The organism is Sphingomonas melonis (assembly GCF_013409985.1).
Classification (GTDB): domain Bacteria; phylum Pseudomonadota; class Alphaproteobacteria; order Sphingomonadales; family Sphingomonadaceae; genus Sphingomonas; species Sphingomonas melonis_A.
Genome location: NZ_JACCBY010000008.1, coordinates 139,473 through 156,192, shown reverse-complemented (window position 1 = coordinate 156,192; position 16,720 = coordinate 139,473). Strand labels below are relative to the sequence as shown.

Below are 16,720 nucleotides of genomic sequence, written 5' to 3'. Positions count from 1 at the left end.
CGTATCGCCCTGCGATGCGAGAAGACCATTTCCGCCTTCATGGGCTTCGTCCATCTCGCATGTGCCATGATCTGGCTAGCATGAATGCAGACAGCGCCTAAGGCGTCCTTTACCGGGATCAGGCGCGATCCACCGCTTTCAAGATCGCCCGCCCATAAGCCGTTTTCTTGAACATCTCGCCACGCGCATGCGCTTCCTCTGCCGAGATAAAGCCCTGTTCATATGCAATTTCCTCAAGACAGGCGATCTGTATACCCTGGCGTTGCTGGAGGGTGCGCACGAACTCGCCCGCTTCGAGCAGGCTGTCGTGCGTGCCGGTGTCGAGCCAGGCATAGCCACGCCCCATCTGCTCGACATAGAGGTCGCCCGCTTCCATGTAGAGGCGGTTGATGTCGGTGATCTCAAGTTCGCCACGCTCGCTCGGCTTGAGGTCGCGGGCATATTGGACGACGCGATTGTCGTAGAAATACAGGCCGGTCACCGCATGGTTCGACTTGGGCTGCGCGGGCTTTTCCTCGATGCTGATCACACGGCCGCCCTCGCCGAACTCGATCACGCCGTAGCGCATGGGATCCTCGACGTGATAGGAGAAGATCGTCGCGCCGACAGGACGGGCGGCTGCGCGGGCGAGAAGCGCCGTGAAATGCGCACCGAAGAAGATATTGTCGCCCAGCACCAGCGCGACGGGATCGCCGCCGATGAAGTCCGCGCCGATCGTGAACGCCTGCGCCAGCCCCTCGGGCCGCAGCTGCTCGGCATAGTCAATGCGCAGTCCGAACGGCGAGCCGTCGCCGAACAGGCGGCGATAATTGTCGATATATTCCGGACTCGAGATGATCAGCACGTCGCGGATGCCGGCGAGCATCAGCACCGACAGCGGGTAATAGATCATCGGCTTGTCGTAGACCGGCAGCAGCTGCTTGTTGACCGCCAGCGTCGCCGGGTGGAGGCGGGTGCCCGAACCCCCTGCGAGGATGATGCCCTTCATTGCGGTGCTCCGATCAGTTCGTCGAGGATGTCGGCAAGGGCGGCGTCCCAGGAACGCGGCACGATGCCGTAGGCGGTATGGATGGCGTCGTGGCTGAGCAGCGAATTGGCCGGGCGCCGCGCCGGGGTGGGATAATCGCTGGTCGCGATCCCCTCGACCGCAGCCGAGGGGCCGCCGCGCTGCCCGCTCTGCCGGAAGATCTCGCGCGCGAAATCGGCCCAGGTCGTCTCGCCGGCGTTGCTGAAATGGAAGGTGCCGGTCGGCGCGGCGGGATCGTCGGCGAGCCGCACCGCAATCGTCGCCAGCGCCGCGGCAAGGTCGGCCGCGCTCGTCGGGCTGCCGTGCTGGTCGGCGACGACGCGCAGCTGGTCGCGGTCGGCCGCAAGGCGCAGCATCGTCTTGACGAAATTCGCGCCCTGCGCCGAAACGACCCAGGCGGTGCGGACGATTGCCGCGCGCGCGCCCGAGGTGCGGACGGCGAGCTCGCCGCCCAGCTTCGACGCGCCATAGACGCCGAGCGGACCGACGGGATCGTCGACCTGCCACGCGCCCTGCCTGTCGCCGGCGAAGACATAGTCGGTCGAGACTTGGACGAGCGGGATGGCCGCCACGGCGCAGGCCGCGCCGAGCGCGGCGGGCGCCAGCGCGTTGACCGTCCAGGCGGCAACGACGTCGCTCTCCGCCTTGTCGACCGCGGTATAGGCCGCGGCGTTGATCACCGCCGCCCATGGCTGCCCGTCATAGCCACCGGCGATCGTCGCGGCGATGGCGGCGGGATCGCCGAGGTCGAGCCTGTCGCGACCGAGCGCGACGGCGCGCCAGCCCTGCGGCCAGGCGGTACGGGCGAGTTCGCGGCCGAGCTGGCCGTTACCGCCGGTGACGAGCACATCGCGGGTCATCGACACGTCCACGTGTCTACAGGTCGAGCGATCGACATATCAGGCGGCGATGCCGCGGCGTTCGGCCGCCTTGGCGGCGACCAGCGGCCGCCACCAGGCTTCGTTGTCGAGATACCAGCGGATCGTCTTTTCGATGCCGGTCTCGAACGTCTCCTGCGGCCGCCAGCCGAGCTCGTCGTTGATCCGGCTTGCGTCGATCGCATAGCGTTTGTCGTGGCCGGGCCGGTCGGCGACCGAGGTGATCTGCTCGGCGTAGGAGCGGCCGTCGTCGCGCCGGCGGAGCCGGTCGAGGATCGCGCAGAGCGTGTGCACCACCTCGATGTTCTGCTTCTCGTTATGACCGCCGACATTGTAGGTGCGGCCGACTGCGCCGCGCTCGAACACCGCCTGCAGTGCACGGACGTGGTCCTCGACATAGAGCCAGTCGCGGACCTGGTCGCCCTTGCCGTAGACCGGCAACGGCTCGCCGGCGAGCGCCTTGGCGATCATCAGCGGGATCAGCTTCTCGGGGAAGTGATAGGGGCCGTAGTTGTTCGAGCAATTGGTGATCAGCACCGGCAGGCCATAGGTATGGCCCCAGGCCTGGACGAGATGATCGGACCCCGCCTTGGACGCGGAATAGGGCGAGCGCGGATCATAGGGCGTGTCTTCGGTGAACAGGCCGGTATCGCCGAGGCTGCCGTAGACCTCGTCGGTCGAGATATGGTGGAAGCGGAATGCCGCGCGGGCCTCGTCGTCGAGCGCCGCCCAATAGGCGCGCGCCTCGGCGAGCATCGTATAGGTGCCCACAACATTGGTCTGGACGAAGGCGCCGGGGCCGTCGATCGAACGGTCGACATGGCTTTCCGCGGCGAGATGGGTAACGATCTCGGGATTGAACTCGGCGATCGCGGCGCGGACGGCGTCAGCATCGCAGATGTCGCCCTGGACGAAGCGGTAGCGGTTCGAGTTCGCGATCCGCTCGACCGTCGACAGCGTGCCGGCATAGGTCAGCTTGTCGAAATTGAGCACCTCGTGCGTGGTGTTCTCGATCAGGTGGCGGACGAGTGCCGAGCCGATGAAGCCGGCCCCACCGGTGACGAAGATGCGCATGGGGGCGTCCTTTAGGCGAGGGGGGCGAGCGGCCGGCCATCATAAGAGAAGGGGCTGTCGAACTCGGCGAGCGTCGGCTGGACCTTGTCCTTGTCACTTAATTCCGGCGTGACGCCGGTGGGCAGCGGCCAGTCGATACCGACGCTGTCCCAGCGGATACCGCCCTCCGCTTGCGGTGCATAGGTGTCGGAGCATTTGTAGATGACTTCGCAGTTTGGTTCGAGCGTGATGAAGCCGTGTGCGAAGCCGATCGGAATGAAAAGCTGATGGCCGTTTTCAGCGGAAAGTTCGGTGCCGATCCACTGCCCGTAAGTTGGTGAGCCACGGCGCACGTCTACGACGACATCGAAGATCCGCCCGCGGATGCAACTCACCAGCTTGTCCTGCCCCCGTGGCGGCGTCTGGAAGTGGAGGCCGCGCAGCGTGTAGGCGGGGACTGACAGCGAGTGGTTATCCTGCACGAACGTGCAGGCGATCCCGAGTGCCGCGAGGGTGGGTCTCGAATAGACCTCGGTGAGCCAACCGCGAGTGTCACCGAAACGTCGTGGTCGAATTAGTTTAACTAGGCTTCTCATAAAGAGAAATTGTATAGGGGTCTCCTATTGAAAGCAACGAGTGCTAAGGTTAACCTACCATACCGGATTTATTAATCTCTACCCGCAGCCGCGAGCTATGTGCAACCTTCGAGGTAGGGTGTTCAATTCCGGCATATAGTGGATAGGGCTGGTGATGAAACTGCGTGGCTCTGACGTCCAAGATCGGCGATATACTCGTAGGGTATGAGTCCGCTCTGCGTTTTAGCCGGCGGGCGAAGCTTGCGATTGCTGTATTGCTGCTTGGACAGCGGGCGCGGTCGTGGTGCTCCCATGACGAGCCTATACCATGCGGCTTCCTTCCATCCGAACGACACTATCGAACTGTGGGATCAAAGACCTAAAGACATTTTACAGCATTCTCGCGATCAACGTGCGTTGCCGCAGGCAAGATGTTTACCGTGGTGGCATAGACGGAGGTTTCCGGGTCATTGGCAACGACCTGGAACAGGGGGTGATCCGTCGTTCTGGTTGAGGCCTCAATGCAGGATTTGACGGCGTCGCTCGATCGCGAGGTCCACATACCGTCAACAGCACCCTTTACCAGCGAAGTCGGTAGCTTGGCGTCCTGCGCCGCACAGCCGCCGAGGACGGACAGGAACAGCAGGGGCAGATATGTACGTTGAGGTCGCGGCATTGTGTGCACCTTGTTTGTGATCATATGATCCGATGACGTCGATTAACGTGAAGGCGCGGCCATGCGCCCGATTTTGCTGATTAGCGACAAACGGTCGGTACCGCCGAAAAGCGTCAGGAGACGAAAAATTCTGCGGATGTGAAGAGCGGTGCCGCGTAGCGATGGCGCGCCAAAAAACCGATAGCACCGCATGACTTCGGCATGCTTACGTAGTTGGGTCTGCCGGCGATCTGAGGTAATGCTTCCGCTAGACCGGACGCGATACTTTAGAACCGTGTGGTCGGTGTTGCCGATCCTACCGCGCTCCGCCAAGCGGCACCACAGGTCATAATCCTCCGCCGGGAATGTGGCTGCGTCATATCCTCCAACTGCCTCAACGTCCGCCTTGCGATACATTACCGCGGGATGGACGAAAGGCGGATAGAAATTGAGAGCAAAGCGACAGTCCTGATCGGAGCAGGGCATGGCCAATGTGCCGAACGGGGTGCCATGATCATCAATCTTCTGGGCCTGTCCCCCCAGTAGGACCAGATCGGCATCGGCAAAGAATGCCACCTGATGGCTCAAGCGGTCCGGTAGCATGACGTCGTCCGCGTCGTGGCGGGCGATTAAGGTGCCGGTAGCTGCGGCGACGCCGCGATTAAGTGACGCGGCGAGCCCGAGATTACAATCGTTACGCAGGATTCTGTAAGGAAAATCTGCATGGGCTTTTATGATCTCGGCGGACCCGTCCGTCGATGCATCGTCGATAAATATGACGTCAAAATTTCGAAACGTCTGCTCATTCAGGGATTTAATGGCATCCAAAATCACCGCCGCTTCGTTGAAGAACGCGCAGACGACCGATATGTTTGGTGGTGGCGGAGTGACAGCTGGCAACGTCATAAGGCTTACAGACTATCGAGATGGGCATCGACGCGATCAAGCAGCGGCTTAGAGTGGACGCTGTCGACCTTGCGCATGAACAAAGGTTCAGCCGCAATTACTTCTTCATAATTTTCCACGCCGAGGTGGCGGGGTAAGGTCGGGTTCGGGTTGCGCCAGTCGGCATAATGCGGACCATTGACGCCTTGTTCGTAATCAAGCTCGCCGATGCCCTTAAGCTGATTGTACTTGATGAAGGGCGCGCGCTCCGAATGCATCAGAAGCGTATGCAGCATCATTTCATCCGGTAGCTGGGCATAGCGGAACCACTCTGTACGAGCGGTGCCCCACAGCGGCAAGACATGATCAATTGCCGCGCGAGTGAGCGACCACCACGATGCGCCATGGTACAACTGTAGAGGATAGGCCGCGCGGACCGGCCCGTATTTGTTGATGGCCAGACCAATTTTTTTCAAAATCCAAGGTGCGGTGCGGACGTTGAACGCTTGCCGATCACCAAGATAATAACGTCGCGCGAGATTGTTATGGAAGCCCGCACCGGACCGGTCGAGCATTCGGGACACTGTCATAATCTCCTGATCCTTGCGGATTTCGGAAAGGATCACGGGGAGCGGCTTGATTGGGTAGTCGGCGCCGGACATTAAAACAAAACGTTGAGTATTAGGGGAGACGCGAAGCGCGTGGCGGATTGCGGCAAATACGCCTTCTGTGAAGCTAAAGCCGGCCCAGTTGACGGCAATGCGGTCGGCGTCGGGTACGAAGTGAACATTAGGCAGGTCCGCGAAGGCGGCTAGAAATGGGGTTATGTCGGACCTGATATTGATGTGAACAACATAGGTGGACGCTGGATCGTACATCCTGCGGATCAGCCGTTCCAGCATAGCAGGATCAGCATGCGCCATAATCAGAAAAGAGATGGGTACGTCGCCCATAAGCGGTGTCCTTCTGTAGATGAAATACTTGCGGTTAGAAGCCGCCGAGGAGCGTGAGGACAGCGTTATAGAGACGCTTGTTGGCACGAGGTAACTTGGCGCCGATCGACTTTTCGATATCGCCGCGGTTGATGTTCACGCCCCAGAAACGGTTCCAACCCTCGATCTCGCACGCGGTGGCAAGCGGAATGAGATAGCGCCACCATGCGGGTACCACCGACCCGACATATTCTTCTTGAAGGCGGTGCGTGCTCAGGATCAGTCGACGAATGACCGGCTCGCTCAGTGTCTCGTTGACGGAGATCCGGTAACTCGCTTCGACCCGCCGGTGCTGGATTAGGCGAAACAGTCGGGAGAAACGAGCATAGAAAAAGTGATCGCCGGACGGGTAGTCATCTTCGTTATAGCCACCGGCCGTAATGGCATCGACCTTCCGGCAGACGAAGCCGATCGGGTTGCCAAGCGGGTTCGCCCAAAATAGGTTTCGCGGCGTTATCGATCGGTAATCGGCAAGGCCAAATCTGCGAAGATCAATCAGCCTCTGTCGCCAGCGTGCTAGCGGAGAATGGGTTGACCGCGGCGAGGGCGTTGTAGCTGAAGGCGGATTGAGCCGCTGGTCTAAATTGCGTTTCCGGCAGGCGATAGCGTCGATGGCAGAATGTGCTTCGAGTACATCGAGCATGGTATCAACGAAAGTTGGATCAAGCAGATCGTCATCATGGAGCATGGTGTGCCAATGGCCCCGCCCAAGTTCGATACAACGATTCCAATTACCGAACATGCCGATATTGTCACTATTGCGGTAATAGCGAAAACAGGAGTCCTTAATCTGTGGAACTTCGAGAAGAAGGCGGTCGCAAGTGGTTGATTCTGGGTCATTATCGACGACCACAACCTCAATGACGCGAGAGGATTGCTGGGCCAACGCGCTCTCGACTGCTTCGCGCAGCATGGCAAAGCGGCGGAAGGTCGGGATGGTGATCGAGATCGCCGGGTTCCGGTCATCGCTACCTTGCGCCATCAGGACCGAAGGCGCTGCCTGTCCAGTCAGCGGCTGAGTGGTTGACATGACTAATTAAATCTCCGGCAGGGCGACGACCCCGGATAAAACCGGTACCAAGGGATGCGGCCTTACGCGGCCACAATGTGGGTGTCTTGTAGGACCATGAGCGGCCAGCGCCAATTGTTATAGCTGAGTTGTACCAGCCCCTGCACGGCGATGATGCCTTCGATACCCCAGCCGCACCAGCCGGCAAACAGGGTACCTGCGACCACCGCGACCGCTGATAAAACCGCCGCACGGGTGAATGGAACCTTGTTTCCGGTCATCAAGACGAAGGCGTTGACGCTGTGCAAACCCTCTAACAGCATCACCATGCCGAGGAAGAAGAGTAAGGGCGCGGGAAGCAATATGACATTGCGGCCGATCATCTTAAACAGGGGCGGGGCAACGAAGGTAAGCGCTAGCACGCCAAGCAGGAATAGTGCGACAAATATAGCCGAGAGCTGAATTGCCTCGCGGCGAACCGCGCGTTTGGCGCCTTGAGACTGGAAGCTGACCAAACGTGGCATGGCAAATTGTGTGGGGAGCTGAGACACTTGAAGAATTGCGCTGATAAGCTGCAGGGAGATCGCATAGGCGCCGCCCTCCGTGAGGCCGACAAAGCTGGTCACTGCAAAGACGCTGGAGCGGGTGATCAAGAAGCCGGATAACGACGCCAGTCCAAACCGGCTCGCGTTCGGCGCAATCGTCCTAAGCAGCCGGATGCTACGGGCGTTGTCCCGGGTCGACGGCGGGATTTGCCGGCGGATCGGCCGCATGAATAGGGCTGCTATGATCCGCGCGCTGCCAAAAGCGGCTAGTTGGGCGATCGCAAGTGCTAATAAGCCGCCACCAGCAAGAAGGACGCCAATACCGAGCAGGGCTGCACCGCCTTTGCCAATAATTTGGCTGATCAAATCGTGCTCGACCCGGTTGGCGCCAATCAGCACGGGATTGACCCAAGAGAAGTACATAGACTGGGCGGTCGCGAGCGCCATGATAGTCCAAGTCACAACGATCTCGCGCGGATCGAGGTGCGAGGTAGCGGTGACGCTCATCACGTAAGCCAGCCCGCCTGTAATCATCACAAAAAACACGATCGTCGCCAACATTGCATACCATAGCCGAGCCGCGTGGATCAGGTCGCCGATCAGACGATAATTGGCGTTACCGGCGGTCCGGCCGTTGAAACCTTCCGTCTGAATGGTGTCCGCCCCGGCGAGCGCGGTGGCGATGCCGCGCGCGAATGCACCACCGAAGCCAAAATCAGCGATGGCAGCCAGCCCTTGTATCGTGATCAGCAAATACCAGACGCTGATCTCAGCTGTCGTCAGCGTCTTTACTAGAAATGGTAGCAGCAGAAGCGACGCGCCATATTGCATTACTTGCGCAAGGAAGCCGACGAAGAAGCGTCGCTGCGCGAGCAGCGACGCCATTCGCGTGGACCGATCGTGCCGTGCGACCGGAGAAATTCGCGTCATGGGAGTGAATGGCTGCCGTCAGACGGTAGCCGCGCGACCGGCTGCCAGGCCGCTCATCAAGGATTGGTTGCTCCATAGATAGCCCCATTCCCCAAACCGGCCAGCGGACAGGATGCCGACGTCGCGAATATACGCGAGTACTTCGTCGCGCCGCTCCTCCATGCCGACGTCGTAGACGACGTTGCCGTAATCGAGCTTGCGATGATCTAGGACGATAATGTCGTCACGTGTCGCCAGTCCCATCTTTTCAAGCCCGGCAAGGGTATTTTCCTTCATCTCCTCAGCGGTGTGCTGCTGTGGATGACGAGGCGACGAGTAAATTTCAAATTGCAGCGAGCTGCACCCTTGGGGAACGTTGTTGGGCGACTTGAGGCTCGGCGCGTACGCGCGGGCGGCCCAGATGTCGCGGTCGTAGATGTAGAACCACAGCGCTGGCGGCACGGCGGGTTTATTGAAGCCAACCGATATAAGATCGACTGCCGTCGCAAAGAGGCTGCGAGCCTTGTCGCGGATCGGCGCAGGCGCAGAAGGCAGCATCTCGACAACTTCGGGGATCGGAAGTGTGGAGATGAGTTTCGAATAATGAACTTGGCCGCCATCCTCGAACGTCACGATCTGGGCGACGGGGTCGATCGCAACGGCGTGTTTGTTACAACGGATGTCAGCATCGACCATCAACGGTTCGATAAACGCCCGGTAACCACCTTGTTCGGGATAGCGCATCTCCTTTGCGTAGAAGTGATTGGGCTTCTCGGTTGTGAACGCGCCCTGTAGAACCTCCCGAATGTCCGCGCGACGGACGCGCTGACCGATCCAATCGGTGCCGAGTTCGTTGGCCGGCACCGTCCAATATTTTTCCGTATAGGGCATCGGCCAGCGTTCGGCGATCGGTCGGCCATATTGCTGGACGAGCCAATCCTCGTAGTTGTTGAGTTCGCCCTGCGGCGCCTCAGTTAGACCGGCGATCAACGCGATCTTCTCTTCAGCGGGCAACGGATGCATGTTGTTCTGGGTGGGGTGGCGCAGCCAGTTGCCGGCATCCCAACACAACGCCTCCGGCGCATGCGTAATGTAGGGCGTCCGATCAAAGATCTCGCGTACCTCAGGCTCGGTTGCGAACGAGAGATGTACTGCGCGATCGAAGCGGAAACCATCGATGACGAAATTGTCTAGCAGACCGCCGGCTGTCGCTCTTTTTTCGAATATGGTCGGGTTTTTACCCTGCTGGCGCAATTCGTGGCCAGCACCAAGGCCTGTAATGCCGGCCCCGAGGATTACGTAATCGATATGTTCCACCGTCACGTGGCGTTTCCTTCCAAATTTGCGAGCAGTCCGTCGGAGCGGAGTTTCGCTACATAATTGTCGATCGCGGTAGCCCAATGCGGCATGATGTCGAGCCCAAGCTCTTGGAGGCGCGCGTTTATTGCTGTTTCGTTGTGGCTCACAGGAGCTGCGCGAACGAAGGCGGGGGCGGGCTTCACCTCGCAGGGCATCTGCGCGGCCTCTATGATGCGCCTGACATACTCATATCGGCTGGCCGAGCCCTGGGTAACGATGTTGATCGTGCCCCGTACGCCGGCGTCAATCGCGACGAAGAGCTGCCGCGCCACGTCAGCGACGTTCGAGGGGCAGCCGTGCTGCTCGTCATCCGACGAAAGCTGGGACGAGGTGCTTGCCTCCACTAGCCGCCGCCAGACGAAGTTCCTCGGATTGCTTGCATCGCCACCGTAGAGCCACCCGACCCTGGCGATGAGGTGATCGGACGCGGCCGCCGCTACCGCACGCTCCCCGATCAATTTGGTTCGATGATGAGCGGTAGTCGGTTGGGCGGGATCGTCCTCGGTGAAGGGCGTGTCCTTCCATGCGCCATAGCAGCCGGTGCTTGACACCTGGACCATCAGAGCGCCGGCGGCCTGACAAGCCTCTGCGACGAAGCCGGGCAATACGCCATTCGCTGCCATTGCCTTGCTGATGTCGCGTTCGGCGCCATCCGCATCTACGTCTGCCGCACAATTGATCACCAGAGAGGGAGCAACGCGCGCAACCAGCGCAATGATGGCTTGCGCGTCATTGCCCTCGAGCTCGGCCCGACCGGCCGTTACCACGGGTGACGGGCATGCGGCAGCTACGGCACGGCCTAGCATGCCGCCGGCACCAAGGATCAGTGTGGTAGGCACCACGTGCATCATGCCGCTTGGCGCGCCGTCGCTGGCGAGAGCAGCGCGGCATAATCGGCAATCTCCCGGAGAGAAACCGCCTGCATGTCGTCACCTGCGAGGAAGGATTTCTGCCATCGCACGATCCGGCTCAGCACGTCCTCCAGATGCCAGCGGGGTTGCCACCCGAGCATTTGCCGTGCCTTGGAGATGTCGAGCTTCAAATAACGAGCTTCGTGGGGGTGGAAGGCCTCGTCGCGTTCCCAGCGCGCGGTACCCTGCCACAGGGCCATCATCCGATCGACGATCCATTCGACCGGCTGGGCATCTTCATCTCGCGGACCAAAGTTCCACCCCTGCGCCACGTCCTGACCATCATGCCACAAAGCCTCGGCGAGGCGCAGATAGCCGGACAACGGTTCGAGAACATGTTGCCATGGCCGTGTCGACAGCGGATTACGGATGCGTACGGGCTCATCAGACTCAAACGCGTGCATGATGTCTGGTATCAGTCGGTCAGGCGACCAGTCGCCTCCGCCGATAACATTGCCTGCGCGTCCCGATGCCAGCGCCGCGCCGCCAGGGGCGGCGAAAAAGGATCGACGGTAGGCGGAACATACCAGTTCGGCGCAGCCTTTACTGCTGCTGTATGGATCATACCCTCCCATAGGCTCGTCTTCACGATAGCCCCAGGGCCATTCCTTATTCTCGTAACACTTGTCGGTCGTGACTACCACAATCGCCCGTACCGACGCTGTCTTGCGTGCGGCTTCTAGGCAGTTGACCGAGCCCATGACATTGGTGGCGTAAGTTCCGACTGGGTCGTCATACGACAGACGCACCAACGGCTGCGCTGCCATATGAATGAGTATCTCGGGCGCGAAATCGGCAACCGACTGGTGCAGCAACGCCGCATCTCGGATATCGCCGATCTCCGACACCATATTGTCGCCGACCCGCGCTACTTCAAAAAAGCTTGGTTTGGTACTCGGCTCCAGAGCGAAGCCTTTCACGTGCGCGCCCATGGCTTGGAGCCACAGCGACAGCCAACCGCCTTTGAACCCCGTATGGCCGGTGAGATAGACACGCTTGCCCGACCAGAAGGTTGGATCCACCATTACCAAATCCTCCACGGGGCGTGACCGCTTTCCCACAGTTGTTCGAGGTGCGTCTTGTCCCGCAACGTATCCATCGGCTGCCAGAAGCCGGTATGCCGGAACGCCATGAGCTGACCGGTTTCAGCGAGGCCGCGCAGCGGCTCTTGTTCCCATACCGTTGCATCACCGGCAATCGTGTCGAGCACGGCGGGTGACAGGACGAAGAAGCCGGCGTTAATGACCCCGCCATCGCCCTCGGGCTTTTCGAGGAAATGCATGACCTGATCGCCGTCCATCTCGACGGCGCCAAACCGGCCCGGGGGCGCGGCGACCGTAAGAGTCGCATCCTTGCCGTGCTGCTTATGGAAGGCGATCGCGCTGCTAATGTCGACGTCGCCAACGCCGTCGCCATAGGTCATGCAAAAGGCTTCTTCGTGACGAAGATGTTCTGCAACGCGCTTCAGCCGACCCCCGGTCATGCTAGTCTCACCCGTATCAACGAGGGTCACGTTCCACGGTTCTGCCCGGCGGTGGTGCACTTCCATCTGATTTTCCGCCATGCGGAACGTCACGTCGGACATATGCAGGAAGTAGTTAGCAAAATACTCCTTGATTACATACCCCTTGTATCCGCAACAAATAACAAAGTCATTAACGCCGTGTGCGGCATAGATTTTCATAATGTGCCACAGGATCGGGCGTCCGCCGATCTCGATCATCGGCTTGGGCCGCGATGACGTTTCCTCGCTAAAGCGAGTGCCCAAGCCACCAGCAAGAATAACAGCTTTCATAGCTTAACCTCTATATAGCTAATTGGTGCAACCGTGTAGCAGCTAGTGCTTACGATAATCACCGTCTTTGAACGCTTTATAACTCAGCGATATGCCGTCTGCCAACTTGGTAGCCGGCCGCCAGCCGAGAGCCGCGATCTTGCTGCTGTCCATCAACTTGCGCGGCGTGCCATCTGGTTTGGAAGTATCATGGGTGACCGGGCCATCATAACCGACCACCTGCATGATCATCTTTATCAAATGGTTAATAGATATGTCTTCACCGTATCCGATGTTAATATGGTCATTACCGGAATAAGTCTTGATCAAATGTACACAGGCATCCGCACAATCATCGACATACAGGAATTCGCGCAAGGCCGTGCCGGTGCCCCAGACGACGATATCGCTGCCGTCCGCTTTCGCTTGGTCAACCTTGCGGATCAAGGCTGGCATCACGTGGCTAGATGCAAGATCAAAATTGTCGCCGGGACCGTAAAGATTGGTAGGCATGGCGGAGATGAAGTCGCAGCCGTGTTGGCGACGGAACGCCTGAACTAATTTGATGCCGGCGATCTTGGCGATCGCATACCATTCGTTGGTTGGTTCCAAAGGCCCGGTTAGGAGAGCCTCCTCGGTGATGGGTTGCGACGCAAATTTGGGATAGATGCAGCTCGATCCGAGGAACAGGAGCTTTTCGACGCCGTATCGCTGGGCTGCGCTGATGACCGCAGTTTCGATCAGCAGGTTGTCCAAGAGAAAGTCGGCCGGATAGGTGTCATTGGCAACAATGCCGCCGACCTTTGCCGCTGCCAAGAATACCGCGTGCGGGCGGTTGACTTCCATCCAGGCGGCAACGCCGGCCTGATCACGCAAATCGAGCTCGTCACGATCGACCGTCAGCACCTGGCACTTTTCAGTTGCCAGACGGCGGATGATCGCTGATCCGACCATGCCGCGATGACCGCACACCCAGACCTTCTTGCCTTCAAGCGCGTACATATCAGGCCCCTTTGCCAATCGGCGCGGTCTGCATGACCTGAAGATCCGCCTGTACCATCTCGCGGGCGAGGTCGCGAGGCGAGGTGTCATGCTGCCAGCCCAGCTTGTCACGCGCCTTGGTGGGATCGCCGATCAACAGCTCGACTTCCGTCGGGCGGAAGTAGCGGGGATCGACCGCGACCAGGAGGCGTCCGGTCTCGGCGCAATACCCCTTTTCGTCGGCATCCTTGCCGTCCCAGCGCAAGGTAATCCCGGCGTCCTCGAACGCCCATTCGACAAAGGTGCGCACCGTCGTGGTCTTGCCGGTCGCGAGAACATAATCGTCCGGTTCATCGGCTTGCAGCATCAGCCACATGCCTCGCACGTACTCGCGGGCATGGCCCCAGTCCCGCTGCGCGTTAAGATTGCCGAGGTAGAGCATTTCTTGTCGCCCAAGAGCGATCGCGGCGGCCGCGCGGGTGATCTTGCGCGTCACGAATGTCTCGCCTCGAAGAGGGCTTTCGTGATTGAACAGGATACCGTTAGAAGCATGCATGCCATAGGCTTCGCGATAATTGACGACGATCCAATAGGCATAGAGCTTGGCCGCGGCATACGGCGAACGGGGATAGAAGGGCGTCGTCTCCCTTTGCGGTACCTCCTGGACGAGGCCGTACAGTTCAGAGGTTGAAGCCTGGTAGAACCGACACGTTTTTTCCAACCCTAGAATCCGAATGGCCTCAAGCAGGCGAAGGGTGCCGATGCCGTCAGCATTCGCGGTATATTCGGGCGTCTCAAAGCTGACCTGGACATGGCTCTGCGCTGCGAGATTGTAGATCTCGTCCGGCCGGGTCTCTTGAACTAGGCGGATCAGGTTGGTGGAGTCGGTCATGTCTCCGTAATGTAGCGACAGGCGGGGATCGGCGACGTGCGGATCTTCATAGATGCCCTCGATCCGACCGGTATTGAAGGAGGACGACCGCCGCTTCAGCCCGTGGACGCGATACCCTTTGTCCAACAGCAACTGGGCCAGATAGGCGCCATCCTGGCCGGTAATACCGGTAATGAGGGCTGTTTTTTCACGCATAATGGCTGGTCCTGTACCGGTCGTCGTATCGATAAGGCAAAGCTAATAGAGGCGTAATAGCGCGAGAAAAGGCCAATACCGCGATTTCCCGGTCAGATTTGGCGCTGCTCTGCCGTCATTTCGCGATAAATGTCGCTCAATATCGCGAGGTTGCGTTTTGGTGACAGTTGCGCGAGATAACGCGCGCGCGCGCGCTGCCCCATCGCGGGTAGCGACCCAGAGTTGGCCATCAGTTCACCGACGACCCGGCGTAGGTCGGTAGCGTCGCCTGCTTGGAAGTGGCGTCCCTCCACACCGTCGCTGAGCAGCTCGCGCAACCCGCCAATCGCGGCAGCGACGATCGGAGTGCCGAGCGCCATCGCTTCGACGACGGTCATTGGAAAACCTTCATACCATATCGACGGCACGATCAAGAACGAGGCGGCGGCCATTTCGCGACGTACGATCTCCGGATCAACCTGTCCTAGGAAACTGACGCGGTCCGTCGCTCGGGTAGTGAGTTGGTCTCGCTGCGGTCCATCGCCGACGATCCGTAACGGCATATTGATGCCCTGCCAGGCCTCGAGCAGCACATCGACCCCCTTCTCGTGGCTTAATCGCCCGACAAATAGCGCATAGGGGGGGGCATTACCGCGCGCTACGGCGGGCGGGCCGGGATCGGCCACGAAGTTGGGTTTGATCCGCATCCGCTCAGCGGGCAGCCCGGCTGCGACCATGCGATCGCGGGCGAACTCAGTAAGCGCGATGTAGCGCGAAACCTTGTGCTGCCAAGTTCCAGTTTGACGATGATATTCGATCATCGCGGCCACCGCAGCCGAGCCAATGCGCGAATGACGATAGCAGCCATGGCGTACCGCATACGCCGCAGACCCGGCGATGCATAGTTCGCACGGCTTGTTATCGCGAAACAGCATTCCGTTGGCGCACGTGAGGCGATAATTATGCAGCGTCATGACAACTGGAACCGCCTCGTCGCGACAGGCATCAAAGATGCTGGGGCTGAGGCGGGGAAAGAAGTTGTGGACGTGAACGATGTCTGGGCGATCGACGCGCAGGCGCTGGCGCATCAGGCGGCGCGAAATCGGATTATAGGGGGCAAATAGAGCCGCCTGCATCTGCATGGCGGCATTGTTTATCGCGTGGTTGGTGACGAACAGCGTGTCCACCGGATAGCCGGCATCGGCCAACAGGCGATGCTCTGCGGCGACGACCGTGTCCTCGCCACCCTGCTGCTGATACCGATTATGGACGATCAGGATTCGCGGCAGGCTCATCGGGTCTCTGACGATTTCTCGCGCAGCACGTGCCAAACGAATTTTGGGGCCATGATCAGGTATCGTCGCCAGAGCCGGCGCGGCTCGCTGCCCAGCCGGTGCAACCATTCCAGCGACAGCCGACGCATAATCACCGGCGCCCGCTTGATGATCCCGGCATGGAAATCGAACGCGGCGCCCACGCCGAGCAACGTCACGCCTGGCAGCTGGCTGACATGGTCCCGCATCCAATATTCCTGCTTAGGAGTACTGATCCCCACCCAAACGATGTCCGCGCCCGACGCACGGATCATAGCGGTCGCGGCTTTGTCTTCGGCTGTCGTTAGTGACCGAAACGGCGGACAGTAATGGCCGGCGACCTGAAGACCAGGATACCGCGCCCTCAGGCGTTCGATTAGCAGTTCCGCAACGCCTTCTTTGCCGCCATAAAAGAAATGCTTAAAGCCCGGAGCCTGTGATGCAGCGCAGACTGCTTCCATCAGGTCCGCTCCACAGACCCGCTCGATATCATTATAGCCACGGCGGCGAGCAACGATGACCAATGGCATGCCATCAGGTGTTACAATCGCGGCGCGGCGCTGGATCTCCATCATCTCAGGATGCTCAACGGCATGCATTATGCCATGGACGTCCCGGACGCAGACATATTGCGACTTACCCGACCGAATAGCCGAAAATATCGCGGCCACCGCAGCAGGGATTGTCGTTCGGCTGACTGGAACCCCAAGAATATCGACCGTTGGAAATACAGGGTAGTCGATTACGCTACCGTCGGCGGAGGTCATGGAAACGCTAACCTTGATTGC

16 protein-coding genes and 1 pseudogene are annotated in these 16,720 nt (G+C 59.7%); 1 reads left to right on the top strand and 16 read right to left on the bottom strand.

The annotated features are described in order from the left end of the window. A pseudogene (locus HD841_RS19015) lies at window positions 1-84 on the top strand (IS5-like element IS711 family transposase); the annotation flags it as partial. A 34-nt stretch (window positions 85-118) separates the two neighbouring features. Here HD841_RS19015 and rfbA read toward each other — a convergent pair. The 16 genes from rfbA to HD841_RS18935 form a co-directional block, all read right to left on the bottom strand. Beyond that, window positions 119-988, bottom strand: coding sequence for a glucose-1-phosphate thymidylyltransferase RfbA (gene rfbA, locus HD841_RS19010; RefSeq protein WP_179510473.1), 870 nt, complete (start codon window positions 986-988; stop codon window positions 119-121). After that, window positions 985-1,887 (bottom strand): dTDP-4-dehydrorhamnose reductase, encoded by a 903-nt coding sequence (rfbD, locus tag HD841_RS19005; RefSeq protein WP_179510472.1) that lies wholly within the window; start codon window positions 1,885-1,887, stop codon window positions 985-987. Before rfbD ends, rfbA begins: the two co-directional genes overlap by 4 nt. A 39-nt stretch (window positions 1,888-1,926) precedes the next feature. Further along, a complete protein-coding gene (gene rfbB / locus HD841_RS19000; RefSeq protein ID WP_179510471.1) occupies window positions 1,927-2,979 on the bottom strand; it encodes a dTDP-glucose 4,6-dehydratase in 1,053 nt (350 codons plus the stop codon). 11 nt (window positions 2,980-2,990) lie between these two features. Next, on the bottom strand, window positions 2,991-3,554 hold the full coding sequence (gene rfbC, locus HD841_RS18995; protein WP_179510470.1) for a dTDP-4-dehydrorhamnose 3,5-epimerase: 564 nt from the start codon (window positions 3,552-3,554) through the stop codon (window positions 2,991-2,993). Between the two features lie 697 nt (window positions 3,555-4,251). Beyond that, the gene (locus tag HD841_RS18990; RefSeq protein ID WP_179510469.1) at window positions 4,252-5,094 is read right to left on the bottom strand and encodes a glycosyltransferase; all 843 of its coding nucleotides are present in this window, start codon (window positions 5,092-5,094) and stop codon (window positions 4,252-4,254) included. A 5-nt stretch (window positions 5,095-5,099) separates the two neighbouring features. Next, window positions 5,100-6,026: a beta-1,6-N-acetylglucosaminyltransferase gene (locus HD841_RS18985; RefSeq protein WP_179510468.1), complete on the bottom strand. Its 927-nt coding sequence runs from the start codon at window positions 6,024-6,026 to the stop codon at window positions 5,100-5,102. Window positions 6,027-6,060: 34 nt separating this feature from the next. Continuing rightward, window positions 6,061-7,095: a glycosyltransferase family 2 protein gene (locus tag HD841_RS18980; RefSeq protein WP_179510467.1), complete on the bottom strand. Its 1,035-nt coding sequence runs from the start codon at window positions 7,093-7,095 to the stop codon at window positions 6,061-6,063. 62 nt (window positions 7,096-7,157) lie between these two features. Continuing rightward, a complete protein-coding gene (gene wzx / locus HD841_RS18975; protein WP_179510466.1) occupies window positions 7,158-8,504 on the bottom strand; it encodes an O-unit flippase-like protein in 1,347 nt (448 codons plus the stop codon). A 63-nt stretch (window positions 8,505-8,567) separates the two neighbouring features. Continuing rightward, window positions 8,568-9,851 carry a protoporphyrinogen/coproporphyrinogen oxidase gene (locus HD841_RS18970; protein WP_179510465.1) on the bottom strand — a complete coding sequence of 428 codons (1,284 nt, stop codon included), beginning with the start codon at window positions 9,849-9,851 and terminating at the stop codon, window positions 8,568-8,570. Beyond that, window positions 9,848-10,726: an SDR family oxidoreductase gene (locus tag HD841_RS18965; RefSeq protein WP_179510464.1), complete on the bottom strand. Its 879-nt coding sequence runs from the start codon at window positions 10,724-10,726 to the stop codon at window positions 9,848-9,850. Before HD841_RS18965 ends, HD841_RS18970 begins: the two co-directional genes overlap by 4 nt. Before the next feature lie 8 nt (window positions 10,727-10,734). After that, window positions 10,735-11,823: a CDP-glucose 4,6-dehydratase gene (gene rfbG, locus HD841_RS18960; protein WP_179510463.1), complete on the bottom strand. Its 1,089-nt coding sequence runs from the start codon at window positions 11,821-11,823 to the stop codon at window positions 10,735-10,737. Beyond that, window positions 11,823-12,593 carry a glucose-1-phosphate cytidylyltransferase gene (rfbF, locus tag HD841_RS18955; RefSeq protein ID WP_179510462.1) on the bottom strand — a complete coding sequence of 257 codons (771 nt, stop codon included), beginning with the start codon at window positions 12,591-12,593 and terminating at the stop codon, window positions 11,823-11,825. The genes rfbG and rfbF overlap by 1 nt, the downstream gene beginning before the upstream one ends. Before the next feature lie 42 nt (window positions 12,594-12,635). Beyond that, window positions 12,636-13,574, bottom strand: a complete 939-nt coding sequence (gene fcl, locus HD841_RS18950) for a GDP-L-fucose synthase (protein ID WP_179510461.1) — start codon at window positions 13,572-13,574, stop codon at window positions 12,636-12,638. 1 nt (window position 13,575) lies between these two features. Further along, window positions 13,576-14,640 carry a GDP-mannose 4,6-dehydratase gene (gmd, locus tag HD841_RS18945; protein WP_179510460.1) on the bottom strand — a complete coding sequence of 355 codons (1,065 nt, stop codon included), beginning with the start codon at window positions 14,638-14,640 and terminating at the stop codon, window positions 13,576-13,578. A 92-nt stretch (window positions 14,641-14,732) separates the two neighbouring features. Then, on the bottom strand, window positions 14,733-15,914 hold the full coding sequence (locus HD841_RS18940) for a glycosyltransferase (RefSeq protein ID WP_179510459.1): 1,182 nt from the start codon (window positions 15,912-15,914) through the stop codon (window positions 14,733-14,735). After that, complete coding sequence (locus HD841_RS18935) at window positions 15,911-16,699, bottom strand: WecB/TagA/CpsF family glycosyltransferase (RefSeq protein WP_179510458.1); 789 nt, start codon at window positions 16,697-16,699, stop codon at window positions 15,911-15,913. Before HD841_RS18935 ends, HD841_RS18940 begins: the two co-directional genes overlap by 4 nt. Between the last annotated feature and the right edge of the window lie 21 nt (window positions 16,700-16,720).